Genomic DNA, 13,477 nt, shown 5'->3' with positions numbered 1-13,477 from the left:
GAAGCCGGCGGGAACGGCCGGTGCCACGGGTGGAACCCAAGGTTGACCAATGGGTCAATCAACCCGGAGAGTGAGGGCGGGCGCAGCGCGCGCGTCTCGACAACGGAAAGGATCGGTGCAAGCCGACATGGCCAGACCGAGTGTGGAAGCCGAGCGCAAGGCGCAGATCCTCGGGGCCGCGTGCGCGGTGCTCGCCGACGTGGGCTTCACCGCGTTGCGCATCTCCGACGTCGCGAAGAGGGTCGGCACCAGCACCGGCACGGTGCACTACTACTTCCCCACCAAGCGCGACCTGACGACAGCGGCGTTCGAATGGAACTTCGAGCGCTCCCTGGAGCGGCGGCAGCACATCCTCGAGCTCCACGACGATCCGCGGACGGAGCTGCGCGCCTTCGTCGACTCGTACCTGCCCGGCGACGAGGTCACCGTGCAGGCCTGGCACGTGTGGGCGGAGCTCTGGGTGGAGGCCCTGCACGACGACGACCTCGCGGCGCTCAACGAGCGGGTCTACGGCGCCTGGCGCAAGATCGTCTGCCGGATCATCGAGGAGGGGCAGGCGGCCGGCCACTTCCGGGCCGGAGACGCGCTGAACCTCGCCAACGGCCTCATCGGCCTGATCGACGGGCTGAGCCTGCAGGTCCTGCTGGGCTCGAAGGAGATGGACGTCGAGCGGATGCGTGTGGTCTGCGACGAGTGGCTCGCCGCCCTCGATGTGGTGGAGCCGATCCGCTCCTAGGGCACACCTGTGCGGTAACCCCCGACGACCCCGACCGATCCCGGTCGGGGTCGTCGGGCATTTCGGCCCAGAAAGTACGACGTGACCCTTGACACGTCGCCGTTCCCGGCTCCATGCTTGATGCATAACTGATCCGTCAGTCAAAAATAAGTGCCGACCAAGGAGACGCCTCATGTCCCGTCCGATCCGCGACGCCTTCCCCCGCACCGAGGAGCAGGAGGAGTTCATCCGCCTCGCCCGTGAGTTCGCGGCCAAGGAGATCCGTCCCCGCGCCGCCGAGGTGGACGCGGCGGACACCCAGTCGCCCCTCGACCTGTGGAAGAAGGCCGCCGAGATCGGCCTCACCCACTACATGCTTCCCGAGGAGTACGGCGGCGGCGGGATCACCGACCTGACCACCCAGGCGCTGGTCCAGCAGGAGCTCTGCTACGGCGACATCTCCATCGGCAACTTCCTCACCTCCAACGGCTTCTTCTCGGGCCCGATCGAGGCGCTGGGCACCGAGGAGCAGAAGAAGAAGTGGCTCGGCCTGATCTGCTCCGACAACCCGCCGATCACCGCCCTGGCCACCACCGAGCCGGGCAGCGGCTCCGACGCCGCCAGCATCCAGACCCGCGCGGTGCTCGACGGCGACCACTACGTGCTCAACGGCCAGAAGACCTGGATCTCCAACGCGCCGTACGCCGAGTACTTCGTCGTCTTCGCCACCGTCGACCCGAGCAAGCGCTCCCGTGGCGTCACCGCGTTCATCGTGCCCCGCACCGCTGAGGGCCTCACCGTCGGTCAGCCGATGACCAAGCACGGTCAGAAGGGCATCGTCAACGCCGAGGTGTTCCTCGACAACGTGCGGGTGCCCGTCGAGGACCGGCTCGGCGAGGAGGGCCAGGGCTTCTACGGCCTGATGAGCACCTTCGACGCCTCCCGGATCCTTATCGGCTCCTCGGCGACCGGCCTCGCCCGCGCCGCCCTGGACACGGCCCTGCAGTACGCCCAGGAGCGGGAGCAGTTCGGCACCGCGATCATCAACCACCAGGCTGTGGCGTTCCGCCTCGCTGAGATGGCCACCAAGGTCGACACCTCGCACCTGCTCACCATGCGCGCCGCCCGCCTCTTCGACGAGATCGGCTCGGCCACCGAGGAAGCAGCCATCGCCAAGCTGGTGGCGTCCGAGAACGCGACCTTCGTCGCCTCCGCCGCACTGGCCACCCACGGTGGTTGGGGCTACTCCCGCGAGTTCCCGGTCGAGCGCTGGCTGCGCGACGCCAAGCTCGAGGAGATCGAGGAGGGCACCTCCGACATCCAGAAGCTCATCATCTCCCGCTCGATCGCCAAGTGATGACCACCCAGTTGACCCGTACGCCGGAGCTCGCCGGCCTCGACGGCATGTGGGACCCCGAGGTGGTCACCGTCGTCGGCGCCTCCGCCGACACCTCGAAGTGGGGCTGGTTCCTGGCCCGCGGAGCCCTCCGCGGTGCTGGGCGGCGCACCGTCCACCTCGTCAACCGGCGCGGCGTCGACGTCGAGGGCGTGCCGACCGTGCGCTCGCTGGAGGAGATCGACGGCCCGCTCGGCCTCGTGGTGCTCTCCGTGCCGGCCGCCTCGGTGCCGGAGGTCGTGGAGGAGGCGCTGCGTCGCGGAGCCACCGGCTTCCTGGGCATCACCGCGGGCATCGACCGTGCCGTCGGCCGAGTAGGCGCCGAACGCGAGCTGGCCGAGCGGATCCGCTCCGCCGGTGCGCGGATCATCGGCCCCAACTGCCTGGGCATCTTCGACGTGGAGACCGACCTGCACCTGGCCTGGGGCGAGTTCGCTCCGGGGCACATCGGTGTGGTCTCCCAGAGTGGTCAGCTGGGCTCCGAGATCGCCGGCCTGGCCGCCCAGCGTGGCCTGGGCGTCTCCCGATTCGTCTCCGTCGGCAACCAGGTCGACGTCAGTGCCGCCGAGGCGCTGGCGGCACTGGCCGACCACGACCGGACCCGGGTGGCCATCCTCTACGCCGAGAGCTTCGGGGACGGCACCGCCGTCGTCGACGCGGTGCAGAGGCTGCGTGCCGCGGGCAAGCAGACGGTCGTCCTCACGGTCGGCGCCAGCGGCGCCAGCCAGGCGGCCGCCGCCTCCCACACCGGGTCGATGACCTCCGGCATGGACATCGTCGACGCCGCCTGCCGGGCGGCTGGGGCGATCCGCGTCGCGACGCCCACCCAGGCCGTCGAGCTGGCGGCCCTGCTCAGCCAGGCGCCGCTCCCGACCGGGGGCCGGGTCGCGCTGATCGCCGACAGCGGCGGTCAGGGAGCCGTCGCTGCCGACGTCGCCGATGCCGCGGGACTCGACGTGGTGCCCTTCTCCGACGAGCGTCGTGGGCTCGTCGCCGGGCTGCTTCCGGCAGATGCCGGCGTGGGCAACCCGATCGATCTGGCCGGTGGCGGCGAGCAGGACCTCGCCACCTATGCGCGGGTCGTGGAGACCTGCCTCGAGGACACCGAGGTCGACGCGGTCGTGCTGTCGGGCTACTTCGGCAGCTACGCGGTCGATACCCCGGCACAGGCCGACCAGGAGCGAGCCGTCGTCGAGACCCTCGCCGCCGCAGTGGCCGGGCACGGCAAGCCGGTGCTGCTGCACTCGATGTGCACCGACTCGAGCAGCCTCGACCGGGCCCGCGAGCTCGGCCTGCCGGTCTTCGCGAGCATCGAGGCCGCGCTCCACGCCCTCGCCGGCGCAGCCCGGATCGGTCGTGACGCACGGCCGATCAGCGTGCCCCAGCTGCCGGTCGAGCTGCCTCGTGTGCGGCCCGGCTACCTGGCGGCGCGTGAGCTGCTGCAGACCGTCGGCATCGCCTTCCCCGGCGCCGCCGAGGTGCGTACCGTCGAGACCGTGCGTGTCGCGACCGAGCAGTTGCAGGGCCCCTGGGTGCTCAAGGCCGACTGGATCGAGCACAAGACGGAGCACGGGGCCGTCGTGATCGGGCTGCGGGACGCCGACGCCGCGGTCGCCGCGTTCGAGGAGATGCACGCCCGTCTCGGCGACGGCGCCTACGTCCTGGAGGAGATGGACCAGCGGTCGCAGACCGTCGAGGTCATCGCCGGCCTGCGCCACGACGCCGCCTTCGGGCCGGTCATCATGGTCGGCGCCGGCGGCACCGAGGCCGAGCTGTGGCGCGACACCGTGTTGGAGCTCGCCCCGGTCACCGTCGAGACCGCCCACACGATGCTGGAGCGGCTGGTCAGCTACCGGCTGCTGACCGGCTGGCGCGGCCGGCCGGGCGTCGACTTGGATGCACTGGCCCGCACCGTCTCCGCGCTCTCCCAGCTTGCCGGCGTACCCGGTGTGGGCGAGGTGGAGGTGAACCCGCTGCGTGCGGCAGCCGACGGCGTCCTCGCCGTCGACGCTCTGGTGATCCAGGAGAAGGAGCAGCCATGACGATCGTCGACCCGACCCGGGCCGAGTGGCAGCGCGACTCGGCCCTGGTCGGCGGCCGGTGGGTGGCGGTCGCCGAGACCGAAGCCGTCGAGAACCCGGCCACTGCCGAGCTCTTCGGTCGCGCGGCCCGCTGCGACGCCGTCCTGGTGGACGCGGCGGTACGCGCGGCGCGCGCCGCCTTCGACGGCTGGTCGACGCGTGACCGGGCCGACCGCTTGGCGCTGCTGCGTCGGTGGCAGGCCGAGACGGAGGCGCGACGCGACCTGATGGTCGAGGCGACCGTCTTGGAGGTCGGAGCTCCGGTCACCGTGGCCCGCGAGGCCCACGTCGACCTGGCTCTCGACATCATCCGCACCACCCTGGACGAGTTGGAGGGTCCCGAGCCGATCGAGCGGATCGGCAACTCGCTCGTCGTCCGGGAGCCGGTCGGGGTGGTCGCCTCGATCACCCCCTGGAACTACCCGCTCTACCAGCTGGTGCTCAAGGTGGTCGCCGCGATCGCAGCCGGCTGCACGGTGGTCGCCAAGCCCGCGGAGCTGACCCCGTTGTCGGCGTACCTGCTGGCCGATGCCGCGGTCGCTGCGGGTCTGCCCGACGGGGTCTTCAACCTGGTGCCGGGGCGCGGCCGCGAGGTCGGCCAGGTGCTGGCCGAGCACGAGGAGGTGGACCTCGTCTCCTTCACCGGCTCGACCGGCGTCGGTGCCGGTGTCGCTGCGACGGCGGCAACCTCCATCAAGCGGGTCTGCCTGGAGCTCGGGGGCAAGTCGGCGAGCGTCGTGCTCGACGGTGCCGACTTCGAGACCGCTGTGCGCACCACCGTCGACATGGCGATGCTCAACACCGGCCAGACCTGCAGCGCGTGGACCCGGTTGCTGGTCCCGGCCGCGCGGCTCGACGAGGCGGTGGAGCTCGCCGCCGCCCACGCGGGTGCGCTCGTGGTGGGCGACCCGACGGCCGAGGAGACCGATCTCGGCCCGCTGGCCTCGGCCCAGCAGTTGGCCACCGTCCGGTCGATGGTGGCGCGCGCCCGGGAGGCGGGTGCGCGCATCCTCGGCGATCGCCCGGTCCCCGAGCAGGGGCACTTCCACCCGCCGCTGGTCGTCGCCGACGTGGATGCCTCCGACGAGATCGTCCAGGACGAGGTCTTCGGGCCGGTGCTGGTCGTGCTGGGACACGCCGGCACCGACGACGCGGTGCGCCTGGCCAACGACAGCGACTACGGGCTGGCGGGTGCCGTCTGGGCCGCCGACACCGAGGCCGGTGTGGCTGTCGCCCGCCGCCTGCGCACCGGTCAGGTCGACGTCAACGGCGCCGACTTCAACGTGCGAGCGCCGTTCGGCGGCTTCAAGAAGTCCGGTTATGGCCGGGAGCTGGGTGCCTTCGGCATCGAGGAGTTCACCGAGATCAAGTCGATCCAGATCTGACCCTTCGCCTCACGTCCTGCCCTCCGGTCGCTCCCGCGACCGAGGCGCAGGACGTCAGCACGTGGGTGCCTCAGGACGTCCTGCGCAGCGGTTGCTCCGGCGACCACAGCGCAGGACGTCGTGCGTGGGCGGGTCAGGAGAGGGCGTCGCGCACCGGCACGAACTTGGCCTGCGACTCGGCGAGCTCGGCCTCCGGCGCGGAGTCGCCGACGATGCCGCACCCTGCGAAGAGGCGTACGGCGTTGCCCGCCACCTCGCCCGACCGCAGCGCGATGCCCCACTCGCCGTCACCCGAGGCATCCATCCAACCCACCGGGCCGGCGTACCGGCTGCGCTCCATGCCCTCGATCTCGGAGATGAGGGCGACCGCAGCAGGGGTCGGGGTGCCGCCGACCGCGGCCGAGGGGTGCAGTGCCTCGGCCAGGCGCAGCGACGAGACCGACTCCGCGGTGTGCGGCGCATCGTGCACCACGCCCGCGACATCGGTGGCCAGGTGCATCACGTTGGGCAGGTGCAGCACGAACGGGATCTCCGGCACGTTCATGCCGGAGCAGTGCGGCTCGAGCGCCTCGGCGACCGAACGGACGGCGTACTCGTGCTCCTCGAGATCCTTCGAGGAGCGGGCGAGAGCGGCGGCCAGGGCGAGGTCGCGCTCGTCGTCCCCGGTGCGTCGGATCGTGCCGGCCAGCACCCGTGAAGTGACCAGTCCGCGCTCGCGGCGGACCAGCATCTCGGGGGTCGCGCCGAACATGCCGTCCACGTGGAAGGTCCAGCACATCGGGTAGTCCTGGGCGAGTCGGCGTAGCGGCCAGCGCACGTCGATGTCGGTCTCGGCGGTGGCGAGGAGGTCGCGCGCCAGGACGACCTTCTCCAGGTCGCCTCGGTTGATGCGGGCCACCGCTTCGGCGACGACGGCCATCCACTCCTCGCCGTTGCGCGAGCCGTCGGCGAAGGTGACCACCGGGGGAGTCGGCGTCTCAGCGGCGACCAGCTCGGGTGACGGATGGTCGACGGTGGTCACCCAGGCATGCGGCCCGCGCCGTCCCACGACGATGCGCGGCAGCACCAGCACGGAGTCGCCTGGCTCGTCGGCGAAGCCGAAGGTGCCGAAGCAGATCGGCCCGGTGCCCGGCTCCCGCAGCTGGTCATGGATCTCCATCCGGGCGACGAGCTCGGCCCACCACTTGGCGGCGTCGGAGAAACGGGTCGGGCCCGAGGTGCGGACCACTGCCGCCACGCCCCAGCCCACCAGGCCCTCACCCTGGCGAACCCAGGAGACCGGGGCGTCGGCGGGCAGCAGGGCCATCAGGTCGCCGTCGGCGGGGAGGCTGTCGAGGTCGATCGGCACCGTGCGTACGACGAGACCGGCCGCGGTCGTCGCACGGGTGCTCATGACTGCTCAGCCTACGAGATCGCGCGAACAGGACGCATGCCGACCGGAGCAAGCGGTCGGTCAGTCCTCGCGGAGCAGCGGGTTGTCGCCGGGCCGTGCCTCGGGCTCCCGGGTAGGTGGCAGTCCGGCGGCGAGCCGGCGCTGGTCCTCCTCGGCGATGCCCTGGTTGACCAGCGCGGCGCGCTGCTCGGGGCTCAGGTCGGACCACTGTCGAGCGAAGGCGTCCATCCCACGGTCGAGCTCGGCGACCATCGCCGGCTCACGCACCAGCTCGCGGACGGTACGCCGCCCGTCGAGCACCTCCTGCACCAGGCGGCGTACCTCGGGCTGATCGGTCTGCTCCGCGATGCGGGTGAGATTGGCCCGGAGGGCCTCGGCGCGCAGCGGATCGCCGCGGGTGAAGGCGGCGATCGGGTCCCAGTCCTCCGGCATCATGCCGACACCTGCGGGTGGTCGTACGCGCTGCCGGGCAGCTCCAGCTTGTCGTCGACGTTCAGGAGCGCGAGCGAGCCGGCGGTGAGGCCCACCACCCCCTTGGCGATCGTCGATGCGTTGCCATGGGCCTCGACGACCTTCATCCAGGTGCTCGTCGCCTTGTAGGCGAGGTAGGCGGTCCCCGCGCCGCCGATGGCCAGCCCCACGCCGGTCCACGAGAAGGCACCCGTCGCGCACGCAGCGATGCCGATCTCGATCAGGTAGTCGAGGAGCAGGCCGAGCAGGTCGCTGATCGTCTCGCCGGTGCTCTTGATGCCGGTCGCGGTGGTGTTGAACGCGGTGGCGAGGTCGTGCAGGGGCGCGCGCAGCTCGTCGATGTCGACGGCCAGCCGCTCGAACCAGATCTGGGCGTTCTCTGCCGCATGACCGTCCCACTTCGGAGCCATCGTGAGGTTCGCGCTCTGGACCTCGGCCGCCAGCACCTCGGCGTACTCGGCGAGCTGGTCCAGCGCGGAGGCTGCCTGGGCGACCTTCTGCCAGTCGCCCGCGAGCTCCTCGGAGAGCCAGGTGGCAGGATCGGTGCCGATGACGATCTCGATGCCCTTGCGCAGATAGAACGAGGGGGAGATCCAGTCGGAGAGGCCGAGCAGCACGTCGACCCCCGACGGCATCTGGGCCTGCGGCCAGGGATAGTCCAGGGCCGCGCTCGGGAGTCCGCTCATGCCTGTACCCCCGTGCCGGAGCCGGTGCCGTAGCCGCCCGTGTAGGGGTCGAACGGTCCGGGCGCCATGATCACCCCGTCCTCGTCGTCCTCGTGCTCCTCCGGCACGTAGTCGCCCGGATCCTCGGGCGCGGTATCGACGACCGGGTCGTCGACGTAGCGCTCGTCCTTGGGGATCTTGGGCTCTGGGGGGATCTGCGCGTCCATCCGGGCCAGGCTGTTGTGGTCGCTCTGGTCGTAGTGGCGGGCGACGAGCCCCAGCTCGTTGCCGGAGTCGTGCAGCAGGCTGTCGAGCCGGCTGAGCACGTCGAGCACCTTGAGCCGGGTGTCGGTGCAGACGTTGTCGACGTGGACGAAGAGCACACCGTTGTCGGCGCCGCTGACGTCCAGGTGCTCGATGGCGTAGGAGGTGGCAACGCTGGTGTCCGACCCGAGTTCCTTCAAGCGGGTCTTCGCGGTGCGCAGGGCGGCCGTCTCGACTCGGAAGTTCATGTTTGTCTGCTCTCCCGGCGGGGGCAGGTTGAAACCCATGGAGCGAACGGAGGCCGGGATGGATGCGGCACAGGAGGCGGCTGTCCTCGCGCGTTGGCGGATCCGCCTGGGCATCGCCGTCGCTGTGATGGCAGGCATCGTCCTCGTGCACACCGCACTGGCGGTCGGCTACGGCGAGCTCTCTCTCACCACGCTGTCGTGGTGGGGCGGCCTGGCAGCCGTCGTCCTGGCCAGGCGGTCGGTGCCCCGGGGCCTGTCACCGGAGCACCGACCGCAGCTCGCGGCCTCGGCGAGATGGACGGTCCTGGCGCTGCTGCTCTTCGTCGCCGTCCCGGTGCTGATCGCTCAGCTCCAGTAGACGATCACCTTGTCGCCGACCTGCACCTGGTCGAAGAGCCACTTGATGCCCTCGTAGTCGCGCACGTTGACGCAGCCGTGCGAGGCGCCGCTGTAGCCCCGGGCAGCGAAGTCCGAGGAGTAGTGCACGGCCTGACCGCCGGAGAAGAACATCGCGAAGGGCATCTCGCTGTCGTAGAGCGAGGAGACGTGGTCGCGCGACTTGCTCTGCACGGTGAAGGCGCCCTCCCTGGTCGGGGTGGAGCTGGCGCCGAAGCGCACGTCGAACGTGGTGACCACCTTGCCGTCCACAACCCAGCGCACGGTGCGGCTGCTCTTGTCGACGCAGAGCGCGCGTCCCGTGGTGCAGCGCGGGCCCAGGGCGGCCTGGGTGGTGCCGGACGGCGGCGCGATGTTGTGCTTCTCCTCGTGCGTCGGGGCGTGCGTCATCCCGTGCAGGCGGTCCAGGGTGCGCTGGTCGACCTCCCCGGTCACCGGGATCTCGCGCTTCTCCTGGAAGCCGCGGACGGCGGTGACCGTCGTCGCGTCGTAGGTGCCGGTGATGGTGCCGCTCAGCCAGGCGATCTGCTTCAGCCGGGCCTGGAGGTCACGAACCTCCTCGCCGTCGTCGCCGCTCGCATAGAGCGCCGGCCCGGGGGTCAGCTCGGGCTTGGCAGGCTTCGTCGGCTTGGCGGGCTTGGTCGGGTCGTTGCTGGCGGAGCCGCTCGGGTCGACGCTCTCGGGGCTCGTGGTGTCACCTGGCGTCTCGTCAGCGCCTAGGGTCGGCGAGCCGTCTTCCTTCGGTGACTGGTCGTCGCGCGGCGTGACCTTCCCGGGCGTCTGGGTGGGCCTCTGCTGCGCGCTGGTCGCTGCCGGGTCATGTTCGAGGTGCGTGACGGCGTACCCCGCGCCGTAGGCGGTTGCTGTCAGCAGCACCCCCGCCGCCATGGTCAACAAGACGATTCGTAGCGCGCGCATGGTTCCTCCCCTGTGTCCCGAGTTGGTTCACTTTTCAGACGCATCGGCGGGTGGCCAGGTTGCGTCGAAACTCCAGAAATTTTTGACCGGGCGGTGGTGCGAGGGGTTCACGTGCGCGATTCGTGCCGATGATCTGCCCGGGTGATGGCATGAGGGGTTCATGTGCACGATTCGCGCCGGTAGCCCGCGCGGCTCCGTCTGCGGGGTGCCTGTGGAGAGCGCCAGCGGAGAGCGTCCAGCGCGGGCATGCTGCGGTTATGGCTGCCAAGGCCCTCATGCTGGATACACGTCTCCCGTTCACGCTACGAGAGGCGGTTGCGGCAGGCGTGCCCGCCTACGCCCTGCGGTCCAGGCGTTTCAAGCAGGTACTGCGCGGGATCTACGTCTCGAGAGAGGTGGTGGTGACCGATGAGGTGATGTGCCGCGCGGCGCTCAAGGCGGTGCCGGACCCAAGCGCCCACGTCAGCCATGTCAGCGCCGCGCGACTGCATGGCCTGCCCGTCCCTGAACTCCCCGACGAACACGTCACGGTGACCACGGCCGCCGCCCGGCGCCGGCGACGTGGCGTCGTCTGCCACGTTGGTCCTCCGGGGGCCGTGACGACGAGGCGTGGTCTGAGGGTGTCATCGCCCGAGCGGGTGTTTGCTGAACTTGCCGCCCTGGTCTCGCTGGTTGACCTTGTGGTCGTGGGCGATCACGTGGTGCGGCGTGAGCTGTGCGCCGTCGAGCGGTTGCGTGCGGCTGCGAGCAACTCGCCGCTGCCCGGTCGGGTACGAGCTAAAGAAGCGGCGGACCTCGTGCGCGAGCGGGTCGACTCGCCGGTCGAAACCCGCCTGCGGCTGCTGCTGCGCTTTGCGGGGTTGCCCGAGCCGGTGACCAACTACGAGGTCCGTGATGCTCGGGGACTTCTGTTGCGGCGTCATGACCTAGCGCTCCCGGAGCAGCGTTTGGCGTTCGAAGTGCAGGGCAGGCATCACGTCGAGGCGCAGCAGACCTGGGAGTCTGATATCGACCGGCTGGAGGAGAGCAACGCCGAAGACTGGAGAACGGTTCAGGTCCCCGGCCGGGCGACCTACCAAGCGCCGGGTCGAGTCCTTCGTACCGCGTGGCGGGCCATGCGTCAGTGTGGTGCTCCCGGCGTACCGGCTGACTTCGGGCAGTTGAGTGACCTGTGGCGCCAACACTTCCGCTCCGACTGATGTCGCCACGGGTGCATGTGCGCGATTCATGCCGATGAGCTGCGCTGGGGGTGGCATGACAGGTGCACGTGGGCGATTCGCGACACCGTAGGGTGACCACGTGACCCGTGCCGACCTCGACAAGGACCCCCGCGACGTACGCCGGATGTTCGACGCAGTGGCCAAGCGCTACGACATCACCAACGACGTGCTCTCGCTCGGGCAGGACCGGCGGTGGCGCAAGGACGTGATCGACGCGGTCGCCCCGAAGCCGGGGGAGCGGGTGCTCGATCTCGCCGCCGGCACCGGTACGTCGAGCCAGCCGTTCGCCGACCGCGGCGCGGTGGTGGTGCCCTGCGACTTCTCGCTCGGCATGCTGCAGGTGGGCAAGCGTGCGAAGCCTGCGTTGCCGTTCACCGCGGGCGACGGGACCAAGCTGCCGTTCGCCGACGCGACCTTCGACGCGGTGACCATCTCCTTCGGACTGCGCAACATCGTCGACCCGGTCGCCGGGCTGGCCGAGATGCGGCGGGTCACCAAGCCGGGCGGCCGGATCGTGGTGTGCGAGTTCAGCCACCCCACCAACGCAGCGTTCCGGACGGTCTACATCGAGTACCTGATGCGAGCGCTGCCGCCGGTCGCGCGGGCCATCTCCTCGAGCCCCGACGCCTACGTCTACCTGGCCGAGTCGATCCGGGCCTGGCCGGACCAGCAGGGCCTGGCTCGCCAGATCCACCAGGCCGGCTGGCACTCCTGCGAGATCCGCAACCTGAGCGGCGGCATCGTCGCGCTCCACCGCGCCTGGGCATGAGCCCCCGGCCTGCGACGTACCCGCCACGGTCGCTGCTCCGCGCCGCGGAGTAGAGCCAGGGCGAAGGGCACGGCGGCAGCGAGCTACCCATTTTCGGCACGTTGCCGTGCCTTAAATCCCCAGGTCAGCCCACGAATGTGAGCTGACCCACCCCCCTTCACTCCTGTGATTCACAACTCATACACTGTGAGGAGCACCACTCGTGAATGCATTCACAAGGTCACAACCAGAAGGACGGGAGGCCCCGATGAGCACCGCCGCAGCCCACTCCTTCCTGGAGGCTGATGCGCAGGTGATCGTCGTCGGTGCTGGCCCCGCTGGTGCCGCCACGGCCTATCACCTGGCGACTGCTGGTGTTGACGTGCTGCTGCTGGAGAAGGGGGCCTTCCCCCGCGACAAGATCTGCGGAGACGGGCTCACGCCGCGGGCGGTCAAGCAGCTGCTGGCGATGGGCATCGACCTCGACCAGCCGGGGTGGCAGCGCAACAAGGGCCTGCGGATCGTCGGTGCCGGGCACCGGATCGAGCTGCCCTGGCCCGAGCTCTCGGACTTCCCGTCGTTCGGCATGGCGCGGGCACGGATGGAGCTCGACGAGCTGCTCGCCCGCCATGCTCAGAAGGCCGGCGCCCGGTTGCAGGAGCAGACCGCGGTTACCGGCCCGATCGTCGACGAGCGCACCGGCCGGGTGGTCGGGGTGACGGCTCGGGCGACCGACGAACGCGGTCGGAAGGTCGGCCCGGAGCTCTCCTACCGGGCCCCTCTGGTCGTCGCCTGCGACGGCGTCAGTGCCCGGTTGGCGATGGCGTTGGGCCTGGCCCGGCGTGAAGACCGTCCGATGGCGGTCGCCTGCCGTGCCTACTACCGCACGCCGATGCACGACGACCCGTGGATGGAGTCGTGGCTGGAGCTGTGGGACGGCAAGCCGGGGGAGAGCAACAAGCTGCCCGGCTACGGCTGGATCTTCCCGCTCGGCGACGGCACCGCCAACGTGGGACTGGGAATCCTCAACTCCAGCTCCTTCTTCCAGCAGATGGACTACAAGGAGTCGATGCGCACGTGGCTCGGGCAGCTCGATCCGGGCCTGGGGTTCACCGACGACAACCTGGTAGCGCCGATCCGCTCCGCCGCGCTGCCGATGGGCTTCAACCGCAAGCCGCACTACACCCGCGGCACCCTGCTCGTCGGGGACTCTGGCGGCATGGTGAACCCGTTCAACGGCGAGGGGATCGACTACGCACTCGAGGCCGGCCACATCGCTGCCGAGGTGATCGTCCAGGCCCTCGCCCGGCCCGAGGGCCCGGCTCGGGAGCGGGTGCTGCACGGCTATCAGACGGCGCTCGACGAGGCGTACGGCGGCTACTTCACGCTGGGACGCTGGTTTGCCAAGCTCGTCGGCAGCCCCGCCTTCATGAAGTACGCGACGACGTACGGCCTGCCGCGCAAGCACCTCATGCGCTTCACCCTCAAGCTCATGGCCAACCTCACCGACGCGCGTGGTGGAGACGCCCATGACCGGATCATCAACGCGCTCGCGAAGGCGGTCCCGGATGCCTAGA

Annotated in this window: 13 protein-coding genes; 8 read left to right on the top strand and 5 right to left on the bottom strand. The window is 70.4% G+C overall.

Annotation, left to right across the window (positions count from 1 at the left end; genetic code table 11):
- Positions 1–127: 127 nt before the first annotated feature.
- The 4 genes from DNK54_RS11030 to DNK54_RS11015 all read left to right on the top strand — a co-directional run bounded on the left by DNK54_RS11030 (position 128) and on the right by DNK54_RS11015 (position 5,577).
- Positions 128–736: a TetR/AcrR family transcriptional regulator gene (locus DNK54_RS11030; protein WP_110206990.1), complete on the top strand. Its 609-nt coding sequence runs from the start codon at positions 128–130 to the stop codon at positions 734–736.
- A 172-nt stretch (positions 737–908) separates the two neighbouring features.
- The gene (locus DNK54_RS11025) at positions 909–2,072 is read left to right on the top strand and encodes an acyl-CoA dehydrogenase family protein (protein ID WP_110206989.1); all 1,164 of its coding nucleotides are present in this window, start codon (positions 909–911) and stop codon (positions 2,070–2,072) included.
- Positions 2,072–4,153: an acetate--CoA ligase family protein gene (locus DNK54_RS11020; protein ID WP_110206988.1), complete on the top strand. Its 2,082-nt coding sequence runs from the start codon at positions 2,072–2,074 to the stop codon at positions 4,151–4,153. The genes DNK54_RS11025 and DNK54_RS11020 overlap by 1 nt, the downstream gene beginning before the upstream one ends.
- Positions 4,150–5,577 (top strand): aldehyde dehydrogenase family protein, encoded by a 1,428-nt coding sequence (locus DNK54_RS11015; protein ID WP_110206987.1) that lies wholly within the window; start codon positions 4,150–4,152, stop codon positions 5,575–5,577. The genes DNK54_RS11020 and DNK54_RS11015 overlap by 4 nt, the downstream gene beginning before the upstream one ends.
- Positions 5,578–5,710: 133 nt before the next feature.
- Here the strand turns inward: DNK54_RS11015 and DNK54_RS11010 are convergent, their stop codons facing one another.
- Genes DNK54_RS11010 through DNK54_RS10995 form a run of 4 tightly spaced genes read right to left on the bottom strand, consistent with a single transcriptional unit; the run spans position 5,711 to position 8,618 of the window.
- The gene (locus tag DNK54_RS11010; RefSeq protein WP_110206986.1) at positions 5,711–6,970 is read right to left on the bottom strand and encodes an isochorismate synthase; all 1,260 of its coding nucleotides are present in this window, start codon (positions 6,968–6,970) and stop codon (positions 5,711–5,713) included.
- Positions 6,971–7,030: 60 nt separating this feature from the next.
- A complete protein-coding gene (locus DNK54_RS11005) occupies positions 7,031–7,405 on the bottom strand; it encodes a hypothetical protein (protein ID WP_110206985.1) in 375 nt (124 codons plus the stop codon).
- A complete protein-coding gene (locus DNK54_RS11000; protein WP_110206984.1) occupies positions 7,402–8,127 on the bottom strand; it encodes a hypothetical protein in 726 nt (241 codons plus the stop codon). Before DNK54_RS11000 ends, DNK54_RS11005 begins: the two co-directional genes overlap by 4 nt.
- Entirely contained in the window at positions 8,124–8,618 is a 495-nt protein-coding gene (locus DNK54_RS10995) for a hypothetical protein (protein WP_110206983.1), read from the bottom strand. Before DNK54_RS10995 ends, DNK54_RS11000 begins: the two co-directional genes overlap by 4 nt.
- Positions 8,619–8,655: 37 nt before the next feature.
- On the opposite strand from DNK54_RS10995, the gene DNK54_RS10990 reads away from it, so the two are divergent.
- Complete coding sequence (locus DNK54_RS10990) at positions 8,656–8,976, top strand: hypothetical protein (protein WP_110206982.1); 321 nt, start codon at positions 8,656–8,658, stop codon at positions 8,974–8,976.
- On the opposite strand, the gene DNK54_RS10985 is transcribed toward DNK54_RS10990, so the two are convergent.
- On the bottom strand, positions 8,964–9,932 hold the full coding sequence (locus DNK54_RS10985) for a L,D-transpeptidase family protein (protein WP_110206981.1): 969 nt from the start codon (positions 9,930–9,932) through the stop codon (positions 8,964–8,966). The genes DNK54_RS10990 and DNK54_RS10985 overlap by 13 nt on opposite strands.
- Positions 9,933–10,189: 257 nt before the next feature.
- On the opposite strand from DNK54_RS10985, the gene DNK54_RS10980 reads away from it, so the two are divergent.
- From DNK54_RS10980 to DNK54_RS10970, 3 genes are all read left to right on the top strand, one after another.
- Positions 10,190–11,131, top strand: coding sequence for a hypothetical protein (locus tag DNK54_RS10980; protein ID WP_110206980.1), 942 nt, complete (start codon positions 10,190–10,192; stop codon positions 11,129–11,131).
- Between the two features lie 100 nt (positions 11,132–11,231).
- Positions 11,232–11,921, top strand: coding sequence for a demethylmenaquinone methyltransferase (locus DNK54_RS10975; RefSeq protein WP_110206979.1), 690 nt, complete (start codon positions 11,232–11,234; stop codon positions 11,919–11,921).
- A gap of 247 nt (positions 11,922–12,168) precedes the next feature.
- Complete coding sequence (locus DNK54_RS10970) at positions 12,169–13,476, top strand: geranylgeranyl reductase family protein (protein WP_110206978.1); 1,308 nt, start codon at positions 12,169–12,171, stop codon at positions 13,474–13,476.
- Position 13,477: the final 1 nt, after the last annotated feature.

Source organism: Nocardioides daejeonensis (genome assembly GCF_003194585.1).
Classification (GTDB): domain Bacteria; phylum Actinomycetota; class Actinomycetes; order Propionibacteriales; family Nocardioidaceae; genus Nocardioides; species Nocardioides daejeonensis.
Note: the sequence above shows the minus strand (reverse complement) of the source record. Positions and strands in the feature narration are given on the sequence as shown.